The sequence below is a fragment of the Acaryochloris marina MBIC11017 genome (assembly GCF_000018105.1).
Lineage (GTDB): Bacteria > Cyanobacteriota > Cyanobacteriia > Thermosynechococcales > Thermosynechococcaceae > Acaryochloris > Acaryochloris marina.
On record NC_009925.1, the window covers coordinates 4091656 to 4114744 of the forward strand.

Sequence of the window (23089 nt, forward strand, 5' to 3'; positions counted from 1 at the left end):
TTGAATAATCTTAATAAGACAGATTGGGTTTTTGAAATATGGAGAGTAATACAGGCCCTAACAACGAATGATGAGCATTACAGATCAGGCCAGCATTTGCTGCTAGCGTCTTGCGCTGCTGCGGACTATAAAAATACATCTGACCACCCAAACCCGCAATATTGTGCTGAGTGCCTAATTCTAAGAAGGTTGTGTAATCGACTAAATGAAACTGACCACCGGGTTTGAGGACACGCCCAATTTCTAAGAATACCTGTTGTGGATCCGGATAATGTAAGAAGCTGATGGTACTAAAAGCAGCCTGGAATTGATTATCTGCAAAAGGCATGGCTTCACTAGCCCCTTGCACAAAAATTAAGCGAGGGCGGTGACTGTTCCGTTGACGAGCCTGCCGTAGCATTTCTGGGGATAGATCCAGTCCTGTTCCCTGCAATTGAGGGAATTGAGAAGCTAAGCGGTTGAGGAGCTTACCTGTACCACAACCGATATCTAGGACAGCAGCCGGTGAATCCTTAGGCAAATTGACATAGCTCAACAGACGTTGATGAACGGCTTGATAAAACACTGTTGTGAACAACCAATCGTAATTGGGAGCCCACTGATCGAATACTCGGGTTTTGGCAGCTAGAACATTCGCAGTCATTGTGGGATTAGGCCTGATCTATGGTCATACTAGCAAGGACAATCGATGCACAGGTATTTTTTTGGGAAAGTCGGAGATAAAGGTTGACAGTTTGGGGAAGCAAACTGCTAAGATATTCGAGCCTGAAAAAATTACTGTCGCATTGGGGCGTCGCCAAGTGGTAAGGCACCTGGTTTTGGTCCAGGCATTCGGAGGTTCGAATCCTTCCGCCCCAGTTTATTTGAAAACGCTAGCAGTTGAGGCAAAAGTGAGTACTTTGCCTGGGGAATGCTGACGGCATGATCACTCTAAAGCCATGAGCTTATCCTTACCCCAGACTTTAGCCCTTGATTTTGATGGTGTTCTTTGCAATGGTTTGCGAGAATATTTCCTCACCACTTGGCGAGCTTATAGCAGAATCTGGCCGACCTCAACGTCAGAGCCTGCTCCAGAGTTAGCAGAACATTTCTATCACCTGCGTCCTGTGATTGAGACCGGTTGGGAAATGCCTGTCCTACTGCGTGCCATTTTGAAAGGGTTTTCTGAAGCACAGGTGTTAGCAGACTGGTACTCAATTCGTGATCGCATCGTTGCCGATGAAGATCTGGATCGAAAAAGCTTGGTCCAACAGGTCGATGGGGTGCGTGATCACTGGATTGCTTCAGATCTAGAAAACTGGTTGGCCTTACATGAGTTTTATCCTGGGGTCGTTTCTGCCCTCCAAACCCTCAGTCAGGCTATTGAAGTTATTATTATCAGCACTAAAGAAAGTCGATTTATTTATACCTTGCTCCAAGATGCGGGCGTGAACTTGTCCCGTGATCACATCTATGGCAAAGACTGCCGTCGCCCCAAGTACGAGACCTTAAGACTGCTGATCCCAGAAGTGGCTGGACCCATCTGGTTTGTGGAAGATCGGATCGCTGCATTGGAGCAAGTGAAAGAACAACCTGATTTGGCAGAGATTGGCCTTTTCCTTGGGACATGGGGATACAATACGGCGCGAGATCGCAAACGTGCCCAGCAGGATCAACGCATTCATGCCTTAGACCTAGAGCAGTTTTGCCACTCCTTAAGTCAATGGGTTGTGTAAGAGGCTGTGAAGTTAGGCAGGTATCAAGGCTAAGACAACACCGACTAGCCCTGCTAGGACCAGCACTAGACTGCTTAAAGACGCAATAGCAAAGCCAGGACCTCGTTTCTCGGCGGCCTGATAATATCCCCAAGCATAAAGAGCACGTCCAACTACCCAGAGTATGCCTAATCCCGATCCCCATAGCGGATTGAGATAGAAACAGAAGATCCATAGAGCCGGCAAGAAAAAAATTAGCTGCTCCAGCATATTTTGCTGGACTCGTAACACCCGCTCAAAATCAGGATTGCCAAACATTTGAGGGGCTGGAATGCCATATTTTGCTCGGGCACGCCCCACATTAATGGTGACCACAAAATATAGTAATAACGCAAGCAAGCTGATTAACGCTGGCCAAGGTGACATCAACAATACTCCTCTATTTGATTAGGTTTAGGCAATTTGTAGGGTTTCAGATTCAGAATGGCGATATGTTCGTCTTGGGAAGAAAAAAGACGCAATCTTTGCAAGGCCCATCCGGGTTAATCGCACATCGCAATAAAGCTGAATGTGCATTGTACTCGCAATTCTCATTGCCAATGCTACCCATTGTATTGATAGCGCCAAGTGCTGGCTGCACATACAAAGCAATATGATGGTGAAGTTGATAATGATTCGCTTGTAGTTGATAGCGATGTCGCCGTTCTAAGACTGTATACTGTTGGCCCGCCACTTCTAATTGCGCGCCAGGTTGGGGACTATCTGCCAAATAGAGATGGCCCAAGGACTGAGGCGGATGATAAAGGTGAATCTCAGTGAGAATATGGTGTGGCTTCATACTCAGCTTCAGTCTGTATATTGATGTTACGTTACACGTTCTCTCACCCCGACTCAAGAGGAGTACTAACTGCGACCTTGCCTATTTGCTTCATGATCTTGATGAGTAGACTAAAGGTCAGCGATCACCCAGTACCGTAGTCATTCAAGGATGATAAAAGATGGTAGAGTAACCAGTCCTTCTGCGTAGATGGACGCTGTGTTCAATAAATTTTTTATGACTTGGATACTTAGAGCTAAAGCTTTCATATTGACCAAGGTCAAGATAGAAGCCAGTTTCCATAGTCTTGATGGACTAGTTTAGGACCTCATCCTCGACAACAAGATAAAACCTCCATTGAGTGGCCTCATAGTTTGCTTCTGAGATCCGGGTTGTCCCCTTGAAATGTGGATAACAAGGCTCCTACACAGTCACTCCTCTTTTGGGCATCCACAGGAATTCATCTGAATTCTCTACACTGAAGATAGGTCATGAGTTAGATATCTGCTTTCCAGTGGTCCTAAAAGCTTATAAGAGATTTTGGCTATGTTCCTTCTTCCAATGCTTGCAAGATAATGGAGATTCAGATTCATATAGTGAGCTGCAACCCAAGTGTTGAGGTGACGGGACCAGTTCTCGTCTAATCTTGTAAAGATTTAGGTTGCATTATTGGAAGTCATTTTCTATCATGCAAATGAAATTTAAAAATCCTTGATAAAGTATAAAATTAAGATCATTTCACGAAAAAATTTACAATTTCTTCAATTTTTGATTATGCTGAGGTGGATTCAAGAAGCTCTAACTTCTCTTTAGAATGGGCTTTAAGTTTAGACAAGTGGGTGGGAAAGATGAAATTATCCTTGTTTATAATCTTTACAAGCCTGTTTTAATTCTGAAGAAAACCTTCTGACTCAATCATTGTTAACCGATGCGCTTGCACCTCTTTAATATTGTCCACACTGAGCAGTTTGCATGAAAACCCGGATACTTGTTATTGATGATGATCCTGCGATCGCAGAATTGGTTGCGATCAACCTGGAAATGGCAGGCTATGATGTAGCCCAAGCAACTGACGGGATTAAAGGGCAAGCGTTGGCCGTCCAGCTACTGCCAGATTTGATCATCTTGGACCTAATGCTTCCCAAAGTGGATGGCTTTACCATCTGCCAACGATTACGGCGTGATCAGCGGACCGCCGATATTCCAATCCTGATGCTTACGGCTCTCAGCCAGACCCAGGATAAGGTCGAAGGATTTAATGCTGGAGCCGATGACTATCTCACCAAGCCCTTTGAACTAGAGGAAATGCTGGCCCGGGTTCGTGCCCTGCTGCGACGAACCGATCGCATTCCGCAAGCGGCCCGCCATAGTGAAATTCTCAGCTATGGCCCCCTGACCCTGGTGCCTGAGCGGTTTGAAGTGTTGTGGGTTGATAAAGTGATTAAGCTGACTCGTTTAGAGTTTGAGCTGCTGCACTGCCTGCTTCAGCGTCATGGCCAAACCGTCTCGCCTAGCGAGATTCTCCAGGAAGTTTGGGGCTATGATCCGAATGATGATATTGAAACCATTCGGGTGCATGTACGCCATTTGCGCACTAAGCTAGAGCCCGATCCCCGTCATCCTCAGTACATCAAAACGGTCTATGGGGCGGGATATTGCCTAGAGCTGCCTCACACGGCAGAGGCAGAGAATGCTGAAGCCACGAATGAGGAAAACCAAGCTTCTGTTACCTAGTTCGAAAGTTCACTCGGTTCAGGCACTGAGTCTTCAGGTAACAAGTCTTTAGCAAGATCTTCTTCAATTGCTGCATCAGGCAGTAAGCTTGTATCGCTAATGGGAAAGCGGTTCATGGGCTGCTCTGCGCGTCTGGCATTTTTCTTTAGCTCTTCAGATAGATAGGGGACGTAGGGAATCTGCGAGAGCAAGTCTACCGTGCGTCGCAGAATACGAACTAAATCTCCTGCATCTAGGCTAGTAGCATCGCAGAGATCGCTCCAACTGATGCCCAAGGCCCATTGCTCGACTAAACCGACTAAATCAGTATCTAAGCAAACGGGAAAGGGGGCTTCATAGCGGTGTTGGGTTTGAATCAGTTGACGTCGTATAGGGCGTAAGGGCTTGACTGCTTGTTGAACTGTCGCGCTAGGACGAAACTTGAGCCATACATCAGGACGGGTATTGTCCACGACCAAGGCAGCACAAACCGCAGCGAGAATATGAGGATCGAGGGTATTAAGCGCTTGCGACTGGCATGCTAGTCCCAACCAGAGTTCGTTTTCTCCTCTGAAGGCTGCGGTGATTTGACCTAGTTCTGTGGGCCTCAAATCCTCTAGCCCACGAAATTTCTGGAGGATCTCTACCAATGCCATAAAAGCTTGCCACTGATGTTGAAATTGGCGATTAAATTTTGTCTCTCGATCGTGAAGCTGTCTTTCTAGGGTTGTTACCCGCCGTTGCCACCTGGCAAACTTACTGTGATCCTGACGAGAAGCATGGGCCGGATGCTGCTGCATTTGAGATTCGACCGCTTGCAACCGCTGCTGTTGATGCATTACTTCTGGTGCGGGTTGCCAAGTGCTGTCTGGAACCTGTTCCGCAACCTGAAGGCTAGTGGCATCGCCTTGTTGAGTTTGTCCTTTTTTCGTTAAGGATGGCGGGACGGTGAGTTGTTGGGCTTGAGTGGGGCGATTTAACTGCCCGTCCAAATGCATCACATCCCCCCGAGCAATTACGAACCAGTGGTTATTTTGGCTCAGGCACACCAGATAAGGAAAATGGCCAGGACTGGGGATGTTGGCAACAAAAACACCGGCAATCGGCGTTTTCGATTTAGGCGGAGTGAAGCTCAATATTGCCCCTGATTCAATATGGTCAAGTATTAAGGTGAGTTCGCTAGCCAGCGTTTCTTGGGCTTGCTGATCCAAAATCTTGAGCAAACGGAGTTCCTCTTTAAGGCGCTGCTGTAATTTTTGGTAGCTCTTTAAAGCGCCTTCGTCGATGGTGCCAAGTTTTTGCAGCAATAGGGTCAACTCTTGCTGCAGATCTGCGATCGCTTGTTTCTGAGGTGACAGTTGTACGCTGGCAATATATTGACCGAAGCTTTGATCGATTAATCTTTTCGACTCATCTAGGGTCCGGGTTTGCAGCAGGTTCAGCACCATGCCGTAGCTTGGTGTGAACTGGCTGACTAATGGATCTGGCCCTATCGTAGCCAGGTAGGCTGCTTCCTTGGCTCCCTCAAACGGCGTCTGTACCGTAATCACATAGCCTTGAGTATCCATACCTCGCCGCCCGGCTCTACCGGCCATTTGTAGGACTTCAGAAGCGGTGAGTAACCGATGGCCTAAATCCGTTCGCTTGGATAAACTGGCAATCACGGTGGTGCGAGCAGGCATATTAATCCCTGCCGCTAGCGTTTCCGTCGCAAATACGACTTTGATTAATCCTGCCTGAAAGAGTTCCTCCACCCAAGTTTTCCACTGGGGAAGTAAGCCCGCATGATGAGCCGCGATACCATGGGCGATTGCAGCAAACTGTTGGGGCCGTCCCACATCGGGATGCTGCTGTCGAAACGTCTCAATCTGTATCTGCATTTGGGCGGATTCCGCAGGGGTTAGAAGATTGAGGTGAGCGGTGGATTCGACGGTGCGATCGCAACCCTTGCGACTAAAAATAAAATAAATAGCTGGCAACATCTCCCGCTCTCGTAAATGCTGCAACACTGCGATGACATCAGGACTATCAGCGCGACGCTGATGCCGATGGCCATGATGTTTTTTCGCCTGGGCTTTTAACCTCGGGTTGAGGGCTGTGTGCTTTTGATTTAGGAGGGGGAACAGTCCTTTGGCATTCGCGAAGAAATAGGCCAAAGGGACAGGACGCCAATCAGATTCAATAAGTTGAGTGGGACCATGCACCCAGCTCATCCAATCTACGAGTTGTTGCGCATTCGCAACCGTTGCCGATAGGGCGATGAGTTGGATGTCGGCAGGGCAATAAATAATAGATTCTTCCCACACCGTCCCTCGCTGACGATCATTCATATAGTGACATTCATCTAAAATGACCGATGTCACCCCCTCTAAAGAGGTATTCACCACGTCCGTCAACGTGCCATAGAGGATATTGCGGAAAATTTCCGTTGTCATCACCAAAATAGGGGCCGATCGATTCACTGAAAGATCCCCTGTCAAGAGCCCCACTGCCTGGTCCCCAAACATGTGCTGAAAATCTCTCAGCTTTTGGTTTGAGAGTGCTTTCAGGGGGGTGGTATAAAAAACGCGCTGCCCATGCTGTAAGGCTCGATAGATTGCATATTCACCCACCATAGTTTTGCCTGAACCAGTTGGTGCTGATACAACTACCGATTGATTGGCATCTAAAGCATTGATGGCTTGTTGCTGAAACTCATCAAGCTGGTACGGGAATAACTGCTGAAATTCAGGTACTGAAATGGGCATGCCCGCTCACTCGCTAAGACCAACATTAGGAATAACTCCCTGAGCTTAAGCATAGTCTTTTACCCCGCCAGGAACCGCCTTATTTGACTAAGACTTCCCCATTCAACATCCGTTGGGCAGCTTCCAGCAAGACTTCTTCCAAATATGGCTTGGTGAAATATCCTTTTGCCCCTAGCTCTGTAGCCATTTGTTTATGGCGAGCTGCCCCTCTCGATGTCAGCATCGCTACGGGTAAGTCCTGCAGATCATCATCTTGCTGTAGACGAGATAGTAACTCTAATCCGTCCATTCGAGGCATTTCCACATCACAGAAGACTAAATCACAGGGTAGTCCAGATCTCAGTTTCTCCCAGGCTTCCTGGCCATCACGAGCTTGTTCCACTCGATAGCCCACCTTATTGAAAGTCATGGACAGCAGTTCCCTTACCGTGATCGAATCATCCACGATGAGCACCATCGGATCGGTATCTTCTTCCACCTCTGTGTTTTCCAGAATGCTCTTCCAGAGATTACTGTTCACCTCTAGGCGATCCAAACAGAGATCTACCAGTTCCATCACATCAGCAATGGCCATAATGCCACCATCACCCAGCACCGTGACGCCAGCAATACCCATGGGTTTGGGAACTGGCCCCGCTAATTGTTTAATGACTATTTCCTGTTCTGCCAAAACCTGTTCCACTTCAATGGCGACTAGATCATCTGCGCTTCGCAGAATGACCACCGATGCCATACCATCATCCTTCGTATTACTAGCGTTATAGGATGAACTACGCTTAAATCGACGATTATAGGCCAGCAATTCTCCGAGTGGTTTGCAAGGCAACTGCTTATCTTGCCAGGTCACCAAGACTTGACCATCCGCATCTTGCTGTAACTGTTCCTTCGGAAGATCAATCACATCTTGCACCCCATCAATCGGGAATGCCATTTGTGTGGAATTATCGATACAACATAGAGCCTTCGTGATACTGAGGGTCAGCGGGAGTCGAATGGTAAACGTCGTGCCCTTACCAATCCCTGAATCCGTATTAATCACCCCTCGAATTTCATGGATACTGTTGCGCACCACATCCATGCCTACGCCACGACCCGCCAAATCATTCGCTTGATCCTGGGTCGAGAATCCCGATTTAAACAGGAGGGCGTAAGCTTCTTGGCGAGATAGGTTGTCAGCCTCATCTTGGGTCAGTAAGTTCTTCTGAACGGCCTTTGCTTTCACCCGCTCAACATCAATGCCAGCACCATCATCCATGATTGAGATAACGGCTTGATTCCCCTGATAAAAGGCCCGGAGTTTGATGACCCCTTCTTCAGCTTTACCCAAAGATTGGCGAACGTCTGGTGCTTCAATGCCGTGGAACAGAGCATTGTTGACTAGGTGTGTTAGCGGATCATATAACCGCTCCAAAATACTTTTATCAATGAGAGTGTCACGACCTTCCAATTCGAGCCTGGCTTTTTTACCACACTTCATGGAAATATCCCGGACTGCTCTAGGGAGTCGTTCTGCTACTTGAGAGAAAGGAACCATCCGTGACTGTGTCAGGCCTTCCTGCACCTGAGTCGTAATTTGGCGGAACATCCGCGTAACTTGCTCGGTGCCTCCAACAATAAATTCAATATCCGAAGCAGCTTCACGCACCCGAACAATGCGCTCAATCATCTCTTGGGATAAGGTGTGAAATCCCGTGAAACTATCCATTTCTAGGGCATCAAACTGCTGGCCTGTAGAGTGGCCAGAATTGCCATTTCCACCGTTTCCACTGGCAACGGCCTGCTGTTGACGACTACTCAACAATGAATTTTCCAACAACGAACGCTCATACAGATCTTCCATATTGCGTCCAAGATCATTTAATTGCTGAACTTGCAGCAATAAATTATCCAGAAACTGCCGTAAACGATTTTGGCTATCTTCTAGGGAGTTACGACTAACCACCAACTCACCAATTAAGTTCCCTAGATTATCCAATTGCTTCACAGGAACTTTCATGGTTTGTGCAATTGCACTCCCCCTTCGCAATGGTTTAGTACCCGTGCGTTTCTGTGGTGCTTTAGCCTGCGGCTTGGCCTTCGCGGGACGACTTGGCTCTTCTAAGAGTTTTTCAAGATCGTCAAAGTCATCCTCTGACTGGGCCACCGTGGGGGTAGTGGCTTCCTGTGTTGATGTCTCAGCCAACAAGGTGTCTAAGTTGGCAAAATTAGTGTCTGCAGCAGCAACAGGCTCAGGAACGTCAGCATTAGTGGACGTGTCGAAGTTTAATGCAGGTTCATTGAACAAGTCATCGAGAAAAGAACCTCCCTTGTCTGCATCTGTTGATGCACTCGTGTCGTCATCTGCAAATATATCTAACCAATCTTCTGTTTCAGTCTCGGCTGAATCCGTAATTCCCAAATCACCGAAATCCAGTGCAGGCATCAAATCTAGCAGTGCAGGCATCGGCTTTACATCGGCTGCACGTTGGGCTAAAACTAAATCTCTAGCTTCCTTAATATTAGGAACGATAACCCCAGCAAGAGTCGCAAAGGAGTTACTTGGATGAGTAACAACAACACCTGCCACTTCCAAGAGTTCAGACCAGCCTTTGAGTTTAAATTCCTGTCCGACTTGACCCAGATCTTGACAGATTTTAGCTAATGTTTGGCGATTTTCTGGTGTATCAGGTTGTTTGAATAATCCCAGAATCTCTCGTAAATATTGCAGAATGTCTGTTTGGAAAATTTCAAGACATTGAGCATCCAACACCTCTGGTTCGGCTGTTGTTGTTTGTGGTTTAGGTGCAGGCGCATCACTTAATAGGGCGCTAATATCAACGCCTGGACCTGCTATCTCAGTCAGATGGCTGTCGATTTCAGCAAAAACCGGGTCGATCTCTGATAGGGTCTTGGCTGACAACTCATCCGACAACCCAAAGGATTGCTCTAATTCTTCTGTCAGAATATGGAGAGCATCAAAACTTTTAAACAGTAAAGACTCTAGCTTCTGATCGACCGGAAGGTCATGCTCTTTCAGCACTTTGAAGTAATCTTCCAAACGGTGAGAAATATGCTGCATGCTGTGAATACCCAGCATTGCTGCCCCTCCTTTCACCGAATGAGCTGCACGGAATACTTCATTCAACGATTCAGGATCGGCAACAACGGTCTGCAAATTCAGCAAACCATGCTCGATTGTATTGAGGTGCTCTTTAGCTTCCTCAATAAAGTAGACCATAATCCGCTGTTGTTCTGGCTGCATTACCATCTCCCTTAGGATGCTGTAAAACGATAAGTCAAATTGATGATGTCGAAATAAGGCGATGAAGCTTTAGAATTCAGTGCCTTCCACTCTGAATCGCTCCACAGAAGATTGAAGTTCGCTGGCAACACTCACCATATTTCGCAGGGAGTCGGACACCCGTTGTGCTTCTTGAGAAGTTTCTTGGGCGGTTAATTCAACGGACTGCATAACTTGAGATACATAGCGTGATGTTTCCGTTTGCTCAGCAGTCGCTTTGGTAATCGAACCCACCAACTGGTTAATTTGGGAAGAGACTTGAATAATGTCATCCAACGAACGCTTGGCTTGTTCAGCCCGCTGGGTTCCTTCAATAACTTGTTGGGTGCCTTCTTCCATGGCCATCATCACAGAGCTTGTTTCACCTTGAATTTGTAAAACAATTTGCTCAATTTCTTTAGATGACTTGGCCGCCCGATCGGCTAGTTGACGAACTTCATCCGCAACAACCGCAAAACCACGCCCCGATTCACCGGCCCGAGCGGCCTCAATACTAGCGTTCAGGGCCAGTAGGTTCGTGCGTGACGCAATTTGTGAAATTAAACCGACAATTTTGGAAATTTCTTGGGAAGATTCAGCAAGGCGCTTCACTTTTCGGGTACTTTCAGCCACTGTTTCTCGAATTTGAAGAATACCGGCTACTGTACTTTCTACAGATTCTCCACCCTTTAGAGCAGCCTCAGTTGCTTTTTGAGCCACCTGGTCTGCAGAACGCGCACTTTCTGCCACCTGTTGAATAGATGAAGTCATCATCTGCACTGAATTGAGTGAGACGGCCAGCTCTTCAGCCTGTCGTAACGCATCAGAAGATAAGCCCCGGGCAAATTCTTCGTTTTCAGCTGCTCCTTTATTCACTTCCTGGGCAGCTACCTTAACCTGTTTAACAATCTTTTGGAGGTTATAAATGGTGAGGTTAAAAGAGTCAGCAACTGCGCCTAAAATATCAGCCGTGACTTCGGCTTGAACTGTCAGGTCACCCCGCGCGGCCCCTTCTACATCATCCAGTAGACGAATCACTTGTCGCTGCAAGTCTTCTTTAGCCTTTTCCTGTTCTTCTGCTTTGCGCTGCACTTCAGCTGTTGTTGACTCAATAAAACGAGTCATTTGGTTAAAGCTAGTAGCTAATTGACCAAATTCATCTTTAGAAAACTCAGTAGCCCGAACACTCCAGTCACCTTGGGCTACGGCAGTCAATTGAGTTTGCAAATCATTAGTTGAAGACTTGATTTGCCGAGTCATAATTTGTCCAAGGGCTAGGGTCGTCACACCACCGGCCATACCGGCTGCTAGTGCACCTGCTCCTGTCGTGGCCGTAGATTGAGAGGTCAGTTGGCCAGCCCCGACCACTGCCAGCGCCGAAACGACTCCCGCAGTGGTCGACATAATAATTTGCTTTTGCTGCAATGAGGCATTGGTAAAAGGAGCTAAGATTCCCCCTGGTTTTTTGGATAGGGCAGCCCCTTGGCCATCAGAGAAGAAAGCGCTGCCATCTTGAGAATCCCCTAAAAATCCTGACTGTGATGACGCGGCCAAGTCCGATGAAGGAGGGAGATCATCAATGGCTAGCGCCTGTGCATTCTCCGCTACATTGATTAATCCGGTATCTCCAATCAAATCCTGTTCATCTTCTGCCAAGTTCAGCAAACTTGGATCCAGATCGAACTCGGTTGCTGGATCAAAGGAATCTATTTCTGCATCCCCTTCTAAACCATCCATGGATAGTTCTTCAGATAAATCAATCCCAGACATGGGAAATTCAGTTTGATCGATGGAATCTGAGAAATCTAAGTCAGCAGATTGGATTGTATTCTCTCCTGCCAAATCAAAGGGTTCATCCCAGGCATCAGCATCAGAAGTCTGTATGGTATTGTCTACACCACTAATATCAGTAAATTCACTTTGAATAGCATCGCTTTCGGAATCGCTGAAAATACCGGACGGCCGAGTATCGGAACTTTCTGAATCGGATGTTGAATGGTTCTTGTTCATGAGTAACGTATCGTCTTCTCCATCAGCAAAACTATCCGAAACCAAGGGCTGTCTGTTAGTATTCCCAGCAACCAGAGGAGCGGACACATAATCATCAAAGGGGTTTGAATTGACTGCAAATGGGTTGTCATCCGCAGTTGAAGACTCACCATCAGACGTTGTCTGCAGTGAGGATGAGGGCTGGGCAACTCCCGCTTCACCCAATTGCGGCTCATTCCCATTCGTCATGGTCAAAGCAGCACTGTTGTTATCGATAGAGGGCATCGGCTCGGAATAGCCATAGCCCGATTCAAGGTATCGAGTTGAATCCGCCAAGCTGTTGCGAGCACAATCAAGCAACTCCGGATCATGAGTCAACTCTAATACAGACTTATATTGTTGGTTAGCAATTTCGTATTTTTGAAGACAACTATATATATGTCCTCGGAGTAATCGCAGATTTGGATCGTCAGGATACTCTTTTACTAGCTGGTCTGTCGTTTCGGCAGCTTCTTGGTAGTGACCTTTCATATAGTCACTCACTGCTTGTTGATAGTCCTGAGTATATCGAGTACTTAATGACATCTGTCTGCTCCTGCCACTGGATGAGTCGAAATGCTAACTGAAGCGAATAATTTTCGGGGGTGTGATAGAGAATGTTGAAAAAACTATCTGAGATGAATTAAACCACTAAGATTGAACAAAACTTAAGGAATGATTTTGAAGGTTAACCTCTAGACTTGCCAAGTTTAGCCATTCCCCTTCCCCCTTCTTGGAATTAAGTCGCCCACCGGGCTGATCTCAAAATTGCTTCTGGATCCAATAATCGTAAATATTGTTCGGAGTCACCGAGTACCCATTCTCCCTTCAAGAAAGGGGCCATATTGTCTGGTGCACTGAGGGAGGGACTTAGCCTGTCAGCATCAAGCCAATCCATATCCATCACTTTGTCAACTGCCAGACCCACCGTGATTTCTTGGGATTCGATCGCAATGATCGATATTTCCTGGCAATCTGTATCCAAGGGTTTAGGATGGCCTAAGAACTGACCAATATCTGTGACCCAAACAACCTGACCTCTCAGATTTAAGACACCCATCAGCACAGGAGAGACATTGGGAATCGGCGTAATTTGATCGGGGGCTAATGCTAGTACTTCCCGAATACCTTGGGCTGGTAATGCAAATTCTTGGCCTGACTCAATAAAGAATCTTAAGAATAAGTCTCCTTCAGGATTTTGTAATTCCTGGAGATTGGAAAGCTGATTAGTATCTGTATCTGCAACAATATCTTGGTGACTGACCATAAGGATCTAACCTTCTAGTAATTGCCTAACTATGACTAGTAATTCTCTTGGTTGTATCGGCTTGGTCAGATAAGCATCTGCCCCTTGTTTCATCCCCCAGTACCGATCAAAGTCTTCTGTTTTTGAGGAACAAATTACAACTGGTACATTTTGAGTTGTTGGGTTAGACTTTATTTCGCGACAAACCTCATACCCATTTTTTCGAGGCATGACGATATCTAGGACCACAATATCAGGTTGCGTTGATTGGATTTGCTCAAGCGCTTCTACTCCATCTGTTGCGATCAAAACCGTGAGTCCCATGTCTTCGAGAGCATTGCTCATGAGTTGTCGCTGTGTAATACTGTCATCAACTACTAAAACTTTTTGCATTTATTGCTACCTGACATCTTCGCTAGGGCTACTCACATTTAAGTATTGGCTGCTACGGTAAAGGTGAAAGTGGTCTGAAGTAATTTGACAAATAGTATCAGTCATTTACCCGAGTAGACTAGCTTCAAACAGAACAGCCAAGAACGAAGTTATTGAGGGTAATTTCCCCTGCGAACTTAGGATACCCTCCCCTAACATACAATTTGCCAATCTGTGGATTGTTTTGTTCCAGGGAAAGGATCAATTCCTTAGGAGTAAAAAGACTTGCTCTGTGCATGCAAAGAAGAGCTGCCCTTCTGGGAACTATTGACTTGGGAAGAACTAAGTTCCCTTGTATAGTTGAGCATGTCTTTGACTGAGAGTGTTGGCTTAAATCTTGAAGTTAGCTAATCTTGAGGAGAAGTTAGGCTTAATGCTTGGAAAACCCTATTGATTCAAAAGCTAAGCTTTTATACTAAATAGGAGTTGAATGACGTTCAATCGATCGCTAAATTTAGAAAGCTGAACTTTGGATATTGACTAGGCTCAGATGCAAGTAGAAATTGAGGGTGATAAGTGTGCTGTATCTCGCTGAAGTGCACAAGAAAACTGGCTTTATGGGTGCCAAAACAGAGCTAAAGCTTTTAGCCCAAAAGCAATCTGAGCATAACTGGAGCCCTATCTCTGGCGAAGAAATGCTCCAAGCTGATGCTGCGAACGACTATAACGCAGGCGTCCTCGTCTTGGTTGAGATGGATGGCAATCAGCAGCTTAAAAGTATTCAAGATGCAACAAGGCAGCTAGTCGGTATCTTAAAAAGCTTCTCTCGCATGCGTGAGAAATTTAAAACTCAGGAAGAAGAGATTGAAGGGTGGAAGCAATCTTTAATTTACCAAAGTCAAGAACTCACTCGGCGTGAAGTGGATATGGAAGCCCGAGCTGAGGAAATACAGGAGTGGGATGCTGAATCTCAAAAAATTGAGCAGCAACGCCAAGAATTTGAAGCTACGCGTACTCAGATCCTGCAGCTAAAAGAGCAGATGGAGCTAGATCGCCAGCAGTTAGAGGAAGGCTGGGGACGTTTGCAAAATGCTCAAAATGAGGCACAGGCAGGTCTGTCTGATGAACAAGTTCGGCAGATAGAGCAATTGTTGGAACAATTGGATCAATCCCTGGTTAATGGGACATCCAATCCAGATCATGCATTAGCGAGTTTCAATCAACATCCTCAGATACAGGAAGCTTGGCAAAATCTTGACCAGGATCGCTCTCACGCTCAACAACAACAAGCAACGCTGGATCAACAACAGTCTGAGCTACAAGCTGCTTGGCGGGAATGGCAACAAACCGAAGATTCTTTGGCACAAACCAAGCTAGAACTTAAGGTGCAAGAGCAGTCATTCACCTTGAAAGAAGAACAGAAAAGGTGGTTAAGCGAACAGCTACAAGCCCAAGGCAGTCTCTATGAGACTCTCACTCAAATGCAGGGTGCTGCTGGTGAGCAAGCCGATGTGCACAAGCTTCGGGATATGCCTTTAGAGGAGCTGGAGGCTACGGTAGAGAAGCTCAACACAGAATTGGTTAAACTGTCTAGTTTTGTGAATGATCAAGAGGAAGAACTGAAATATCAACAAGAAGCGATTGATGAGTTAGAAGCAAAAATTCAAAATGCCAGCGAGTATGATCAATTGAGCTTGACCGGTGAATTGGAAGATGAGCGTCAGCATTTTCGTTTACTGGATGAAACGTTAGAAGGTCAGCGCAAAACGTTACAAGAGCGTGAAGCCATTCTTTATTTCCATCAAGATATTTTGTATCAGCGAAAGCGATCGCAACAGAATAAATTTCATCAATCCGCCACGTTAGACTTGGCCCCGCTTGTAGACTTAGCCAAAGCTGAGCAAGAAAAGCAGCAGCAAGCCCTAGAAAAGTTAAACCAAGAGCTGGGTGACCTTGAGGCTTCTCTACAAGTCACTCGTAACACGATAGAGGCGACGTCTGCAGAACAAGATAATAAGCGCAATGCATTAAAACAACAAGAACAAGAGCTAGAGAACCAAAAAACGGTCTTGGCTGAGTTGTGGGGGAAGGTCAAAACCTCTGAGAGCTTATTACAACCGATTCAAGACGTTGTCGAGAGCCTCAAAGGCCAAGAAGGTCAGCAAGACAACCCAGCTTTCTCTACCTTGAATGAACTGAAGCAAGTCTTTATGGCTATTGGTCAAGGGAGCTAGAGCAGCTGAAAAGGCTTTGGTCCGATTATTCATCGGTTACCGAAATGTTGTTGGGTTCAAGTTCCCAAATGTTTAAGGTATCTGCCGCAGCTCATCTAGTTTCGCCCGGACGGCTTGAATATCTTGCCACATTAACCACTTGGGTTTGCCAGGCTCAGGAGAGGGATTTCTAAGGAGGTAGGCAGGATGCAAGATGGGCATGCACAGATAGTTTTGCCATGCTAACCATTGTCCACGGATTTTGGTAATGCCTCGTTTATCTCCTGTCAGTCCCCGTACTGCTGTTGCTCCTGTCAGTAAGATAATCTTGGGGTTCACAAGGCGGATCTGTTCTAGCAGATATGGCTTACAAGCTGCTGACTCGTCTGGCGTCGGGGTTCGATTGCCTGGTGGTCGGCATTTAACAATATTGCAAATATAAACATCGTTTTGGGAATCGAGTTTGACAGAGGCCAAGATTTTGTCTAGTAACTGTCCGGCTCGGCCCACGAATGGTAACCCAGTTTCATCTTCATGTTGACCGGGGCCTTCACCAATGATCAGAATGGGGGCTTCCGGGTTTCCCCGGCTTACGACCACATGGGTGCGACTGGGGGCTAAATCACATCGCTGGCATTGTTGGCAATGAGTCGTTAACTCTTGTAGATTTTGGTAAAACCCTTTAGGGATAGGAACCTGTGGACTCGCAGAGATCTCTTCATGGGTCACCGCTTCTGACACGGTTTCGGTTCCTTGCCAATCAAATAAACTGATTTGTTCTCCGTCAGGCATGAGACTTCTCTGGATTAGGGGCGATATCTCTGCAAAAAAAGAAGCTCTGGAACTGTGATGAGCAAATGCTGGGGGAGGGATAACAGATATTATTTCAAATCCAACAAACCCGTCTCTTTCAACTTAGGGTTAAAACGCAGAGGCTCTTGTAAGCCACGCTGGTTGAGGATCTCCATGATTTCGGCTTCTAGACGACGAGCCGCATTTTTAAGAACTTTGAGCTGGCTTCGCTCGTCTAAAGCGGGGTCTTGATGTTGGGCCTGTTCTTCATCGGTCATTGCGGCTTTGACGTCAATGGCCTGTTCCCACTTGCTCTGATCGCTGTTGTTACCAGGGACTGGCGCATCATTGCCTTGAATCCAGGTACTCCGTATTTCTTCCAGTAGGGTACGGTTGGGACGATCAATGGTTTGGACTTTCAGCCAATAGCATAAACGAGGTTGACGAATTAAGTGCTGTTTGAGGCTGAGAAAGGTATCTCTTGAGTACCCCACATATTGGAGGCTTTGATCTTCCCCAAAGATGGCATAGACACCAATTTTGCCAGCAAATTGTTGGGGGAGCATCCCGCCAGCATCCAGATAGGGGATCGCTTCCAAGTCGGCGAGGGGGGTAACGAGATTCTCTACAGACATAATCAAGTTTCGATACGACCCGCTCCATTATTAGGGGAATATCTTGTCAGACTCAGGGCAGTTCCCCAGTTCTGGAGTTATTCCTAGTATGCAGTACTATCTGTCCCTAGGGGCAAAAAGATTGTCAAGACTTCACCTTGCTGTTGATTTTGGCGGACAGTGAGTTTCCCGCCTAAGATTTCGAACAGTTGCTTGGTCACCGGTAAACTCAAGCTCAAATTGCCGGTTTCAGGTTGCAGCATGAGTAAATCACCAATTGCTTTGAGCATGGGCAAGTCAGCAGCTGAATCTGGATTCGTCATAGTTTGATCAGAACGCAGCTCTAATTTGAGCTGATCGCCTGCTAGGGCAATTTGTAACTGCATTTGGCTACCGATGGGCAAGCGATGGCTGAGTTGCTCGATTAAGCCCGTGAGTACCTGTTCCAACATATTGGGATCACTAATTGCGATCGCAGGCAGTTGCTCCGGCATATCTAACTCAAAAGAGAGACTGCGCCGATCGGCCTGCTTTTGCCAGCGAGGGACATTCGTGGTTAAAACCTCCTGAACGGAAATAGACATGAGCTGAACGGTAGGCGTTGTTTCGGCAGTGGTCAGCTCCATTGCCCTAAAAATTAAGCTAAAGCGATCAATTTGCTCATGGCATTCTCGTCGTATTGCTTCTAGTCGTTTTAAGACTTCTGCAGGTAAATCGGAGCGTTTTAGCAAGAGTTGAGTAAAGGTTTGAATGGTGGTCAGAGGCGTTCGCACCTCATGAGCCAAGGCTTTTAATAGATCAACTTCTGGACCTCTCTGATGAGCGTTGGTCTTTGCAACTGCTTCCCCCTGCTCTAACCCATTGGCTTTCATCGCTGTGGGTTTAGCCGCACGGTGGAGCGAAAGTTCCGGCAAGATAGCTGCAACTTGACGGTAGTGATGCAATAGTTGACGACTAAATTGCAGCGGAATTTGATAGTGGGGCTCTACCGTTGGCCACTGTTGTAATAGGGCATCAAACGCTGCCAATTCATGCGGTCGAGTGAGTTGAATACGCGACCGTACACTCTGGAGCACCTGATGTACCGTTTCAGGAATAAAAGAGAACTGAAAACATGCCCCTTGTTCGGCAGAGGACTTTAAAGTAGCTATCCAACAAAAAGAAGCCGTCAGTACTAGGCAAAATCGTTCTGCTAATTGTGGATCAGCGGGGAGTAATGGAATCGTCTGGGCAGACTGAGTAGGTGATTCAGCCTTCGTCCGAGCACAGGGAGGCAACTGTAATGCAGTTCCATTGGTGGGGATTAAGGCCCAGGTATGGAAATGGGCAAATAAGCCTAAATCGCTCAGCAGAGGCGTCGGCCCCGTCAAGATCAAACCTTGAAGCCGGTCAGGATTGGACGGGTTCCCCCCTGTTTGGCTAATATTTTTTTCCTGGGTCGTCAGCAACATGGCTAGGAGCGTACCAATCGCAGCATGCCATTCCGTTTCAGCTTGAGTGGATTGAGGTTCAGCCCACCAATCTAAGTCTGGCTCGCTCTCCCGAAACCCTTCGCTAATTGTCGGCAATACCCATGCATTCACGGTTGCAACTGCCTCTCCTGTTGGTGCAATGGCTGAAATACGACTTCTTTGAAGATAGCGATTTTACCCCCATTCCCCCAGCAGTAGAACCGAACGTTATTGGCGAAATGTCCCTGCTTATTTGTTTCGCATCTTACTGGAATTATGGCCTGCGTTCTCCCTGACAACCTGAGACCATCAATAGCGTTAAGATAGTTAAACCTAATCCCCTATGATTGGATTAGAGCCGCGATATTAAGGTGCATCCATGCCTCCCTTTGCTGGAATTTTCATCATGATCGGTATTCTAGGACTGCTGATTGCTGTCCATGAATTAGGTCACTTTCTTGCTGCGAGACTGCAAGGAATCCATGTAAATCGCTTTTCCATTGGTTTTGGTCCGGTCTTATGGAAATACCAGGGTGAGCAAACTGAGTATGCTTTGCGGAGTATTCCCTTGGGGGGGTACGTCGGATTCCCAGATGAAGATCCCGAGAGTTCGATTCCCTTGACCGACCCAGACTTGATGCGCAATCGACCCGTGTTAGACCGGGCCATTGTCATCAGTGCCGGGGTGATTGCCAACATGATTTTGGCCTATGTGCTCCTGGTTGCAGAAGTTGGCATTGTTGGGGTTCCCGGTGGTGTCCAGTACCAGCCAGGGGTGTTAATTGCTCAAGTGGCAACGGATGTGAGTTCTGTGGCTGCTAATGCAGGTATCCAATCGAGAGACATTGTCCTCGCCGTTGATGGACAGCCCCTAGGCCAAGCAGAAGCGGCTCGGGATTCCCTGATGAAATCCATCCAAGACAACGATGGTCAGCCCATTCAGTTGCATATTAAACGGCAAGACCAAGAGCTAGACATCAGCATTATTCCTGAAAGAACGGATGAGGGCTTAGCTCGTATTGGGGTTCAGCTCGCTCCCAATGGTCGTTTAGTGCGTCGTCCGATTCAACATGTCGGCGAGTTGTTTGGTACTGCGGCCCAAGAATTTCAGAAAATTGTGGGCTTTATGGCTCATACCCTTAGTGAATTGGTGGGTAATTTTAGAGAATCCGCCAGCCAAGTTGCAGGTCCTGTGGGTATTGTTGCCATTGGTGCTGATATGGCGCGAACGGATATGAGCAGCCTGTTCCAGTTTGCCGCAGTCATTAGCGTCAACTTGGCTTTTATCAATATCCTGCCGCTACCGGCGTTAGATGGTGGCCAATTAGCGTTCTTACTCCTGGAAGGACTCCGAGGGAAGCCATTGCCTAACAAGATTCAAGAAGGTGTCATGCAGGTTAGCCTCTTTCTCTTGTTGGGGCTGGGGGTATTTATGATTGTTCTGGATACCGCCAAACTGATGACTTAGGCTATGCCCCGACCTGCTGCCAAAAAAGTAAAGGCATTAGAATTACTCGATCGCCTTAAACAGCTCTATCCAGAGGCAACCTGTAGCTTGACCTATGAAACACCGGTTCAGCTCCTGGTGGCGACAATTCTGTCGGCTCAGTGTACGGATGAGCGGGTGAATCAAGTGACCCCAGCCCTGTTTGAAGCCTATCCAGATGCCCTTGCCTTCGCCGAAGCGGATCGGGATGCACTAGAGACGCTCATTCGCTCAACAGGGTTTTATCGCAACAAAGCCAAGCATATTCAAGGGGCTTGCCAAAAGATTGTCAGGGACTTTGACGGCCAGGTTCCGAATCAAATGGATCTTTTGTTAACCCTACCTGGAGTGGCCCGCAAGACCGCTAATGTTGTCCTAGCCCATGGTTATGGCATTAATATGGGGGTCACCGTAGATACTCATGTCAAGCGCTTAAGCAATCGGTTGGGGCTGACTCGTCATCAAGATCCCGTCAAAATTGAGCAGGATTTGATGAAGCTGTTACCCCAGGAAGACTGGGAAAACTGGTCGATTCGCCTGATTTATCATGGCCGAGCTGTTTGTAGTGCTCGGAAACCCACTTGCGATCGCTGTTCTTTGACGGATCTCTGTCCGTCAGCGGGTAAGGTTACCCCAGCTCGCTCTGCCAAAAGTCAGTGAAATCTTTCGAAAAAAAGGACAAGATTCGTTAAGATAGAAAATACTGTTTAAATTTTTGATTGGACATCCCACAACTTCATGGCTAAAAAAGGCATGGTTGAGCGCGAGAAAAAGCGACAAAGACTCGTCGCTAAATACGCTCACAAGCGCCAAGCGCTACTCGAACAAATTTCTCAAGCCTCCTCTCAGCAAGAGCGGATGGATCTGCACCGACAGCTTCAACGTCTACCTCGGAATAGCGCGCCAACTCGCTTGCGCAATCGTTGCTGGGTCACTGGGCGGTCTCGGGGCTATTACCGAGATTTTGGCTTATCCCGACATGTATTACGGGAAATGGCCCACGAAGGTTTATTGCCAGGTGTCACTAAGTCTAGCTGGTAGTACTCTTCTATCTACAATACTTAAGTCACAGCTTCTCTATAGTTGCAGGGGAGCTGTTTTGGCTTGTTCAGATTATGGATAAACGATGGCCAGCCATACCTGCTTGCCAGACTGGAGGATGGTGCTGATTAGGATTGTCCGCAGCAGGTATCAATGCCTAAACTATTGAGGAGCAGATCGCTGACTGCATTGGCTACGGCAAACTCACTGTAAAAGCTTTTGGAAAAATCAAATCCTTGCATCTCAGTCAGAATCGCGATTAGCAAGCAACCCACATCATTTTCGCCTTCCATCCGCTGTCGTAAGTAAACGGAAGACGCTCGTTCCGCGATTTTGTCATTGACAATTTCCGGCAGAAACTCCCGGTCGAGCCATGTATGCAAAGCCTGGCGTAACCATTCAGCTTCTTGTTCTGGGCTGCTACAGGGCGGTAAAGTTACGGCGGGGATGGGCTCAATCATGATGGTTGGCTAAATTGCTGCTTGTATTCAATATAAGCAATTTTGCCCATTATGAGGCGGAACTCTGCAAATGAGAGCGACCATTTTGAATAACGCGCGTCATATGTCCGAGTCGATCTTCGAGTTCTCTAAGTACTTGCTCTGCATACCGATCGGCTTCTAGCTGGATTTGCTCACATTCGGCTTGGGCCGCTTGGCGCATGGCCTCAATTTCTTGCTGAGTTTGGCGTCTAACCCGCTCTACTTCTGAGATATTACGCTGACGCATGGTCTCAATTTCACCCTGCACTTGTTTACGCAAATGCTGAGCTTCCATTTCAGCCTGCTGGATAATCGTGAGTTCATCCGCGATTTGGGCAGCCCGCTGTTCAGCGGATTGGATCAGCTCCTCGGCATATTGGTTAGCCCGATTGATAATATCTTCTTTGTTTTGCAAGATATTCTCGGCCGATCGAATGGTATCTGGAATGCTTCGTTCTACGGCTAAAAGCTGAGATAAAAGCTGTTCTTCGTCCACCACAGTGCGACGGGTTAACGGCATCTTTAAGCCGTCTAGGACAATAATTTCTTCTAGGCGCTGCAGCTGTTGCTGCAATTCCAATCCTTGGGATTGATGAGCCGCTAGTCCGTGGGCGTACTCGGTGCCGTTGGCGGTGGTATCGACACTGAAGGTGGAGTCTTGGTGAAGCATTCTTCTAACTCAATGGCAACGTTTTCAGGGACAAGATGAGCAACTGATCCACCAAACTTGGCAATCTCTTTGACTAAGCTACTGCTGAGAAAGCTATATTCGTTGGAGGTGGCCAGAAACACAGTTTCGATATGGGGAGATAAGCTGTGGTTGGTATGAGCCATTTGTAGCTCATACTCAAAATCGGACAACGCCCTCAACCCCCGCAACAACACTTGCGCTTGCCGCTTTTGCGTATAAGTCACTGTTAGTGTATCAAATGTGTCAAGCTCTAAGTTGGCAAGGTGCTGGGTACAGGTTTGAATTTGCTGAATGCGTTGTTGAACCGAAAACAAAGGCGCTTTGTTGGGATTGCGAGCTACGGCAACAATGACTGATCCAAACAAGTTGCATCCTCGTTCAATAATATCGAGATGCCCTAAAGTAATGGGGTCAAAACTGCCAGGATAGACTGCAATCATATT

The 23089-nt window shown here is 47.1% G+C and carries 21 protein-coding genes and 1 tRNA gene; 8 read left to right on the forward strand and 14 right to left on the reverse strand.

Annotated elements, in window-relative coordinates; translation table 11 throughout:
• Positions 1-10: 10 nt before the first annotated feature.
• Positions 11-643: a class I SAM-dependent methyltransferase gene (locus AM1_RS18330; RefSeq protein ID WP_012164383.1), complete on the reverse strand. Its 633-nt coding sequence runs from the start codon at positions 641-643 to the stop codon at positions 11-13.
• Between the two features lie 143 nt (positions 644-786).
• Here AM1_RS18330 and AM1_RS18335 point away from each other — a divergent pair.
• Together AM1_RS18335 and AM1_RS18340 are read left to right on the forward strand one after the other, a co-directional pair.
• Positions 787-858, forward strand: a tRNA-Gln gene (locus AM1_RS18335).
• Positions 859-938: 80 nt separating this feature from the next.
• Positions 939-1715 carry an HAD family hydrolase gene (locus AM1_RS18340; RefSeq protein ID WP_012164384.1) on the forward strand — a complete coding sequence of 259 codons (777 nt, stop codon included), beginning with the start codon at positions 939-941 and terminating at the stop codon, positions 1713-1715.
• A 12-nt stretch (positions 1716-1727) separates the two neighbouring features.
• On the opposite strand, the gene AM1_RS18345 is transcribed toward AM1_RS18340, so the two are convergent.
• Together AM1_RS18345 and AM1_RS18350 are read right to left on the reverse strand one after the other, a co-directional pair.
• Positions 1728-2120, reverse strand: coding sequence for an MAPEG family protein (locus AM1_RS18345; RefSeq protein ID WP_012164385.1), 393 nt, complete (start codon positions 2118-2120; stop codon positions 1728-1730).
• A gap of 52 nt (positions 2121-2172) precedes the next feature.
• A complete protein-coding gene (locus AM1_RS18350; RefSeq protein ID WP_012164386.1) occupies positions 2173-2532 on the reverse strand; it encodes a DUF6464 family protein in 360 nt (119 codons plus the stop codon).
• Between the two features lie 951 nt (positions 2533-3483).
• On the opposite strand from AM1_RS18350, the gene AM1_RS18355 reads away from it, so the two are divergent.
• On the forward strand, positions 3484-4245 hold the full coding sequence (locus AM1_RS18355; protein ID WP_010474929.1) for a response regulator transcription factor: 762 nt from the start codon (positions 3484-3486) through the stop codon (positions 4243-4245).
• Here the strand turns inward: AM1_RS18355 and AM1_RS18360 are convergent.
• From AM1_RS18360 to AM1_RS18380, 5 genes are all read right to left on the reverse strand, one after another.
• Positions 4242-6971 carry a DEAD/DEAH box helicase gene (locus AM1_RS18360; RefSeq protein WP_012164387.1) on the reverse strand — a complete coding sequence of 910 codons (2730 nt, stop codon included), beginning with the start codon at positions 6969-6971 and terminating at the stop codon, positions 4242-4244. The genes AM1_RS18355 and AM1_RS18360 overlap by 4 nt on opposite strands.
• A gap of 79 nt (positions 6972-7050) precedes the next feature.
• Complete coding sequence (locus AM1_RS18365; protein WP_012164388.1) at positions 7051-10212, reverse strand: hybrid sensor histidine kinase/response regulator; 3162 nt, start codon at positions 10210-10212, stop codon at positions 7051-7053.
• Positions 10213-10281: 69 nt separating this feature from the next.
• Positions 10282-12804 carry a methyl-accepting chemotaxis protein gene (locus AM1_RS18370; RefSeq protein WP_012164389.1) on the reverse strand — a complete coding sequence of 841 codons (2523 nt, stop codon included), beginning with the start codon at positions 12802-12804 and terminating at the stop codon, positions 10282-10284.
• A gap of 193 nt (positions 12805-12997) precedes the next feature.
• Positions 12998-13525: a chemotaxis protein CheW gene (locus tag AM1_RS18375; RefSeq protein WP_010472886.1), complete on the reverse strand. Its 528-nt coding sequence runs from the start codon at positions 13523-13525 to the stop codon at positions 12998-13000.
• Between the two features lie 6 nt (positions 13526-13531).
• On the reverse strand, positions 13532-13897 hold the full coding sequence (locus AM1_RS18380) for a response regulator (RefSeq protein ID WP_010472888.1): 366 nt from the start codon (positions 13895-13897) through the stop codon (positions 13532-13534).
• 557 nt (positions 13898-14454) lie between these two features.
• Here AM1_RS18380 and hmpF point away from each other — a divergent pair.
• A complete protein-coding gene (gene hmpF, locus AM1_RS18385; protein ID WP_012164390.1) occupies positions 14455-16110 on the forward strand; it encodes a pilus motility taxis protein HmpF in 1656 nt (551 codons plus the stop codon).
• 72 nt (positions 16111-16182) lie between these two features.
• Here the strand turns inward: hmpF and AM1_RS18390 are convergent, their stop codons facing one another.
• From AM1_RS18390 to AM1_RS18400, 3 genes are all read right to left on the reverse strand, one after another.
• Complete coding sequence (locus tag AM1_RS18390) at positions 16183-16881, reverse strand: uracil-DNA glycosylase (RefSeq protein WP_012164391.1); 699 nt, start codon at positions 16879-16881, stop codon at positions 16183-16185.
• 89 nt (positions 16882-16970) lie between these two features.
• Positions 16971-17516 carry a GIY-YIG nuclease family protein gene (locus tag AM1_RS18395; RefSeq protein WP_012164392.1) on the reverse strand — a complete coding sequence of 182 codons (546 nt, stop codon included), beginning with the start codon at positions 17514-17516 and terminating at the stop codon, positions 16971-16973.
• Between the two features lie 83 nt (positions 17517-17599).
• Positions 17600-19078, reverse strand: coding sequence for a sensor histidine kinase (locus AM1_RS18400; protein ID WP_012164393.1), 1479 nt, complete (start codon positions 19076-19078; stop codon positions 17600-17602).
• Here AM1_RS18400 and AM1_RS42210 point away from each other — a divergent pair.
• From AM1_RS42210 to rpsN, 4 genes are all read left to right on the forward strand, one after another.
• Positions 19069-19242, forward strand: coding sequence for a hypothetical protein (locus AM1_RS42210; RefSeq protein ID WP_187152890.1), 174 nt, complete (start codon positions 19069-19071; stop codon positions 19240-19242). The genes AM1_RS18400 and AM1_RS42210 overlap by 10 nt on opposite strands.
• Before the next feature lie 83 nt (positions 19243-19325).
• The gene (rseP, locus tag AM1_RS18405; RefSeq protein WP_012164395.1) at positions 19326-20414 is read left to right on the forward strand and encodes an RIP metalloprotease RseP; all 1089 of its coding nucleotides are present in this window, start codon (positions 19326-19328) and stop codon (positions 20412-20414) included.
• 3 nt (positions 20415-20417) lie between these two features.
• Positions 20418-21092: an endonuclease III gene (gene nth, locus AM1_RS18410; RefSeq protein WP_012164396.1), complete on the forward strand. Its 675-nt coding sequence runs from the start codon at positions 20418-20420 to the stop codon at positions 21090-21092.
• A gap of 78 nt (positions 21093-21170) precedes the next feature.
• Positions 21171-21473: a 30S ribosomal protein S14 gene (gene rpsN, locus AM1_RS18415; protein ID WP_012164397.1), complete on the forward strand. Its 303-nt coding sequence runs from the start codon at positions 21171-21173 to the stop codon at positions 21471-21473.
• A 128-nt stretch (positions 21474-21601) separates the two neighbouring features.
• Here the strand turns inward: rpsN and AM1_RS18420 are convergent, their stop codons facing one another.
• The 3 genes from AM1_RS18420 to coaD are packed head-to-tail and all read right to left on the reverse strand — an operon-like array spanning position 21602 to position 23086.
• The gene (locus AM1_RS18420; protein WP_010472909.1) at positions 21602-21934 is read right to left on the reverse strand and encodes a hypothetical protein; all 333 of its coding nucleotides are present in this window, start codon (positions 21932-21934) and stop codon (positions 21602-21604) included.
• A 49-nt stretch (positions 21935-21983) separates the two neighbouring features.
• A complete protein-coding gene (locus tag AM1_RS18425) occupies positions 21984-22625 on the reverse strand; it encodes a hypothetical protein (protein ID WP_071819953.1) in 642 nt (213 codons plus the stop codon).
• Entirely contained in the window at positions 22556-23086 is a 531-nt protein-coding gene (gene coaD, locus AM1_RS18430; protein ID WP_012164399.1) for a pantetheine-phosphate adenylyltransferase, read from the reverse strand. Before coaD ends, AM1_RS18425 begins: the two co-directional genes overlap by 70 nt.
• Positions 23087-23089: the final 3 nt, after the last annotated feature.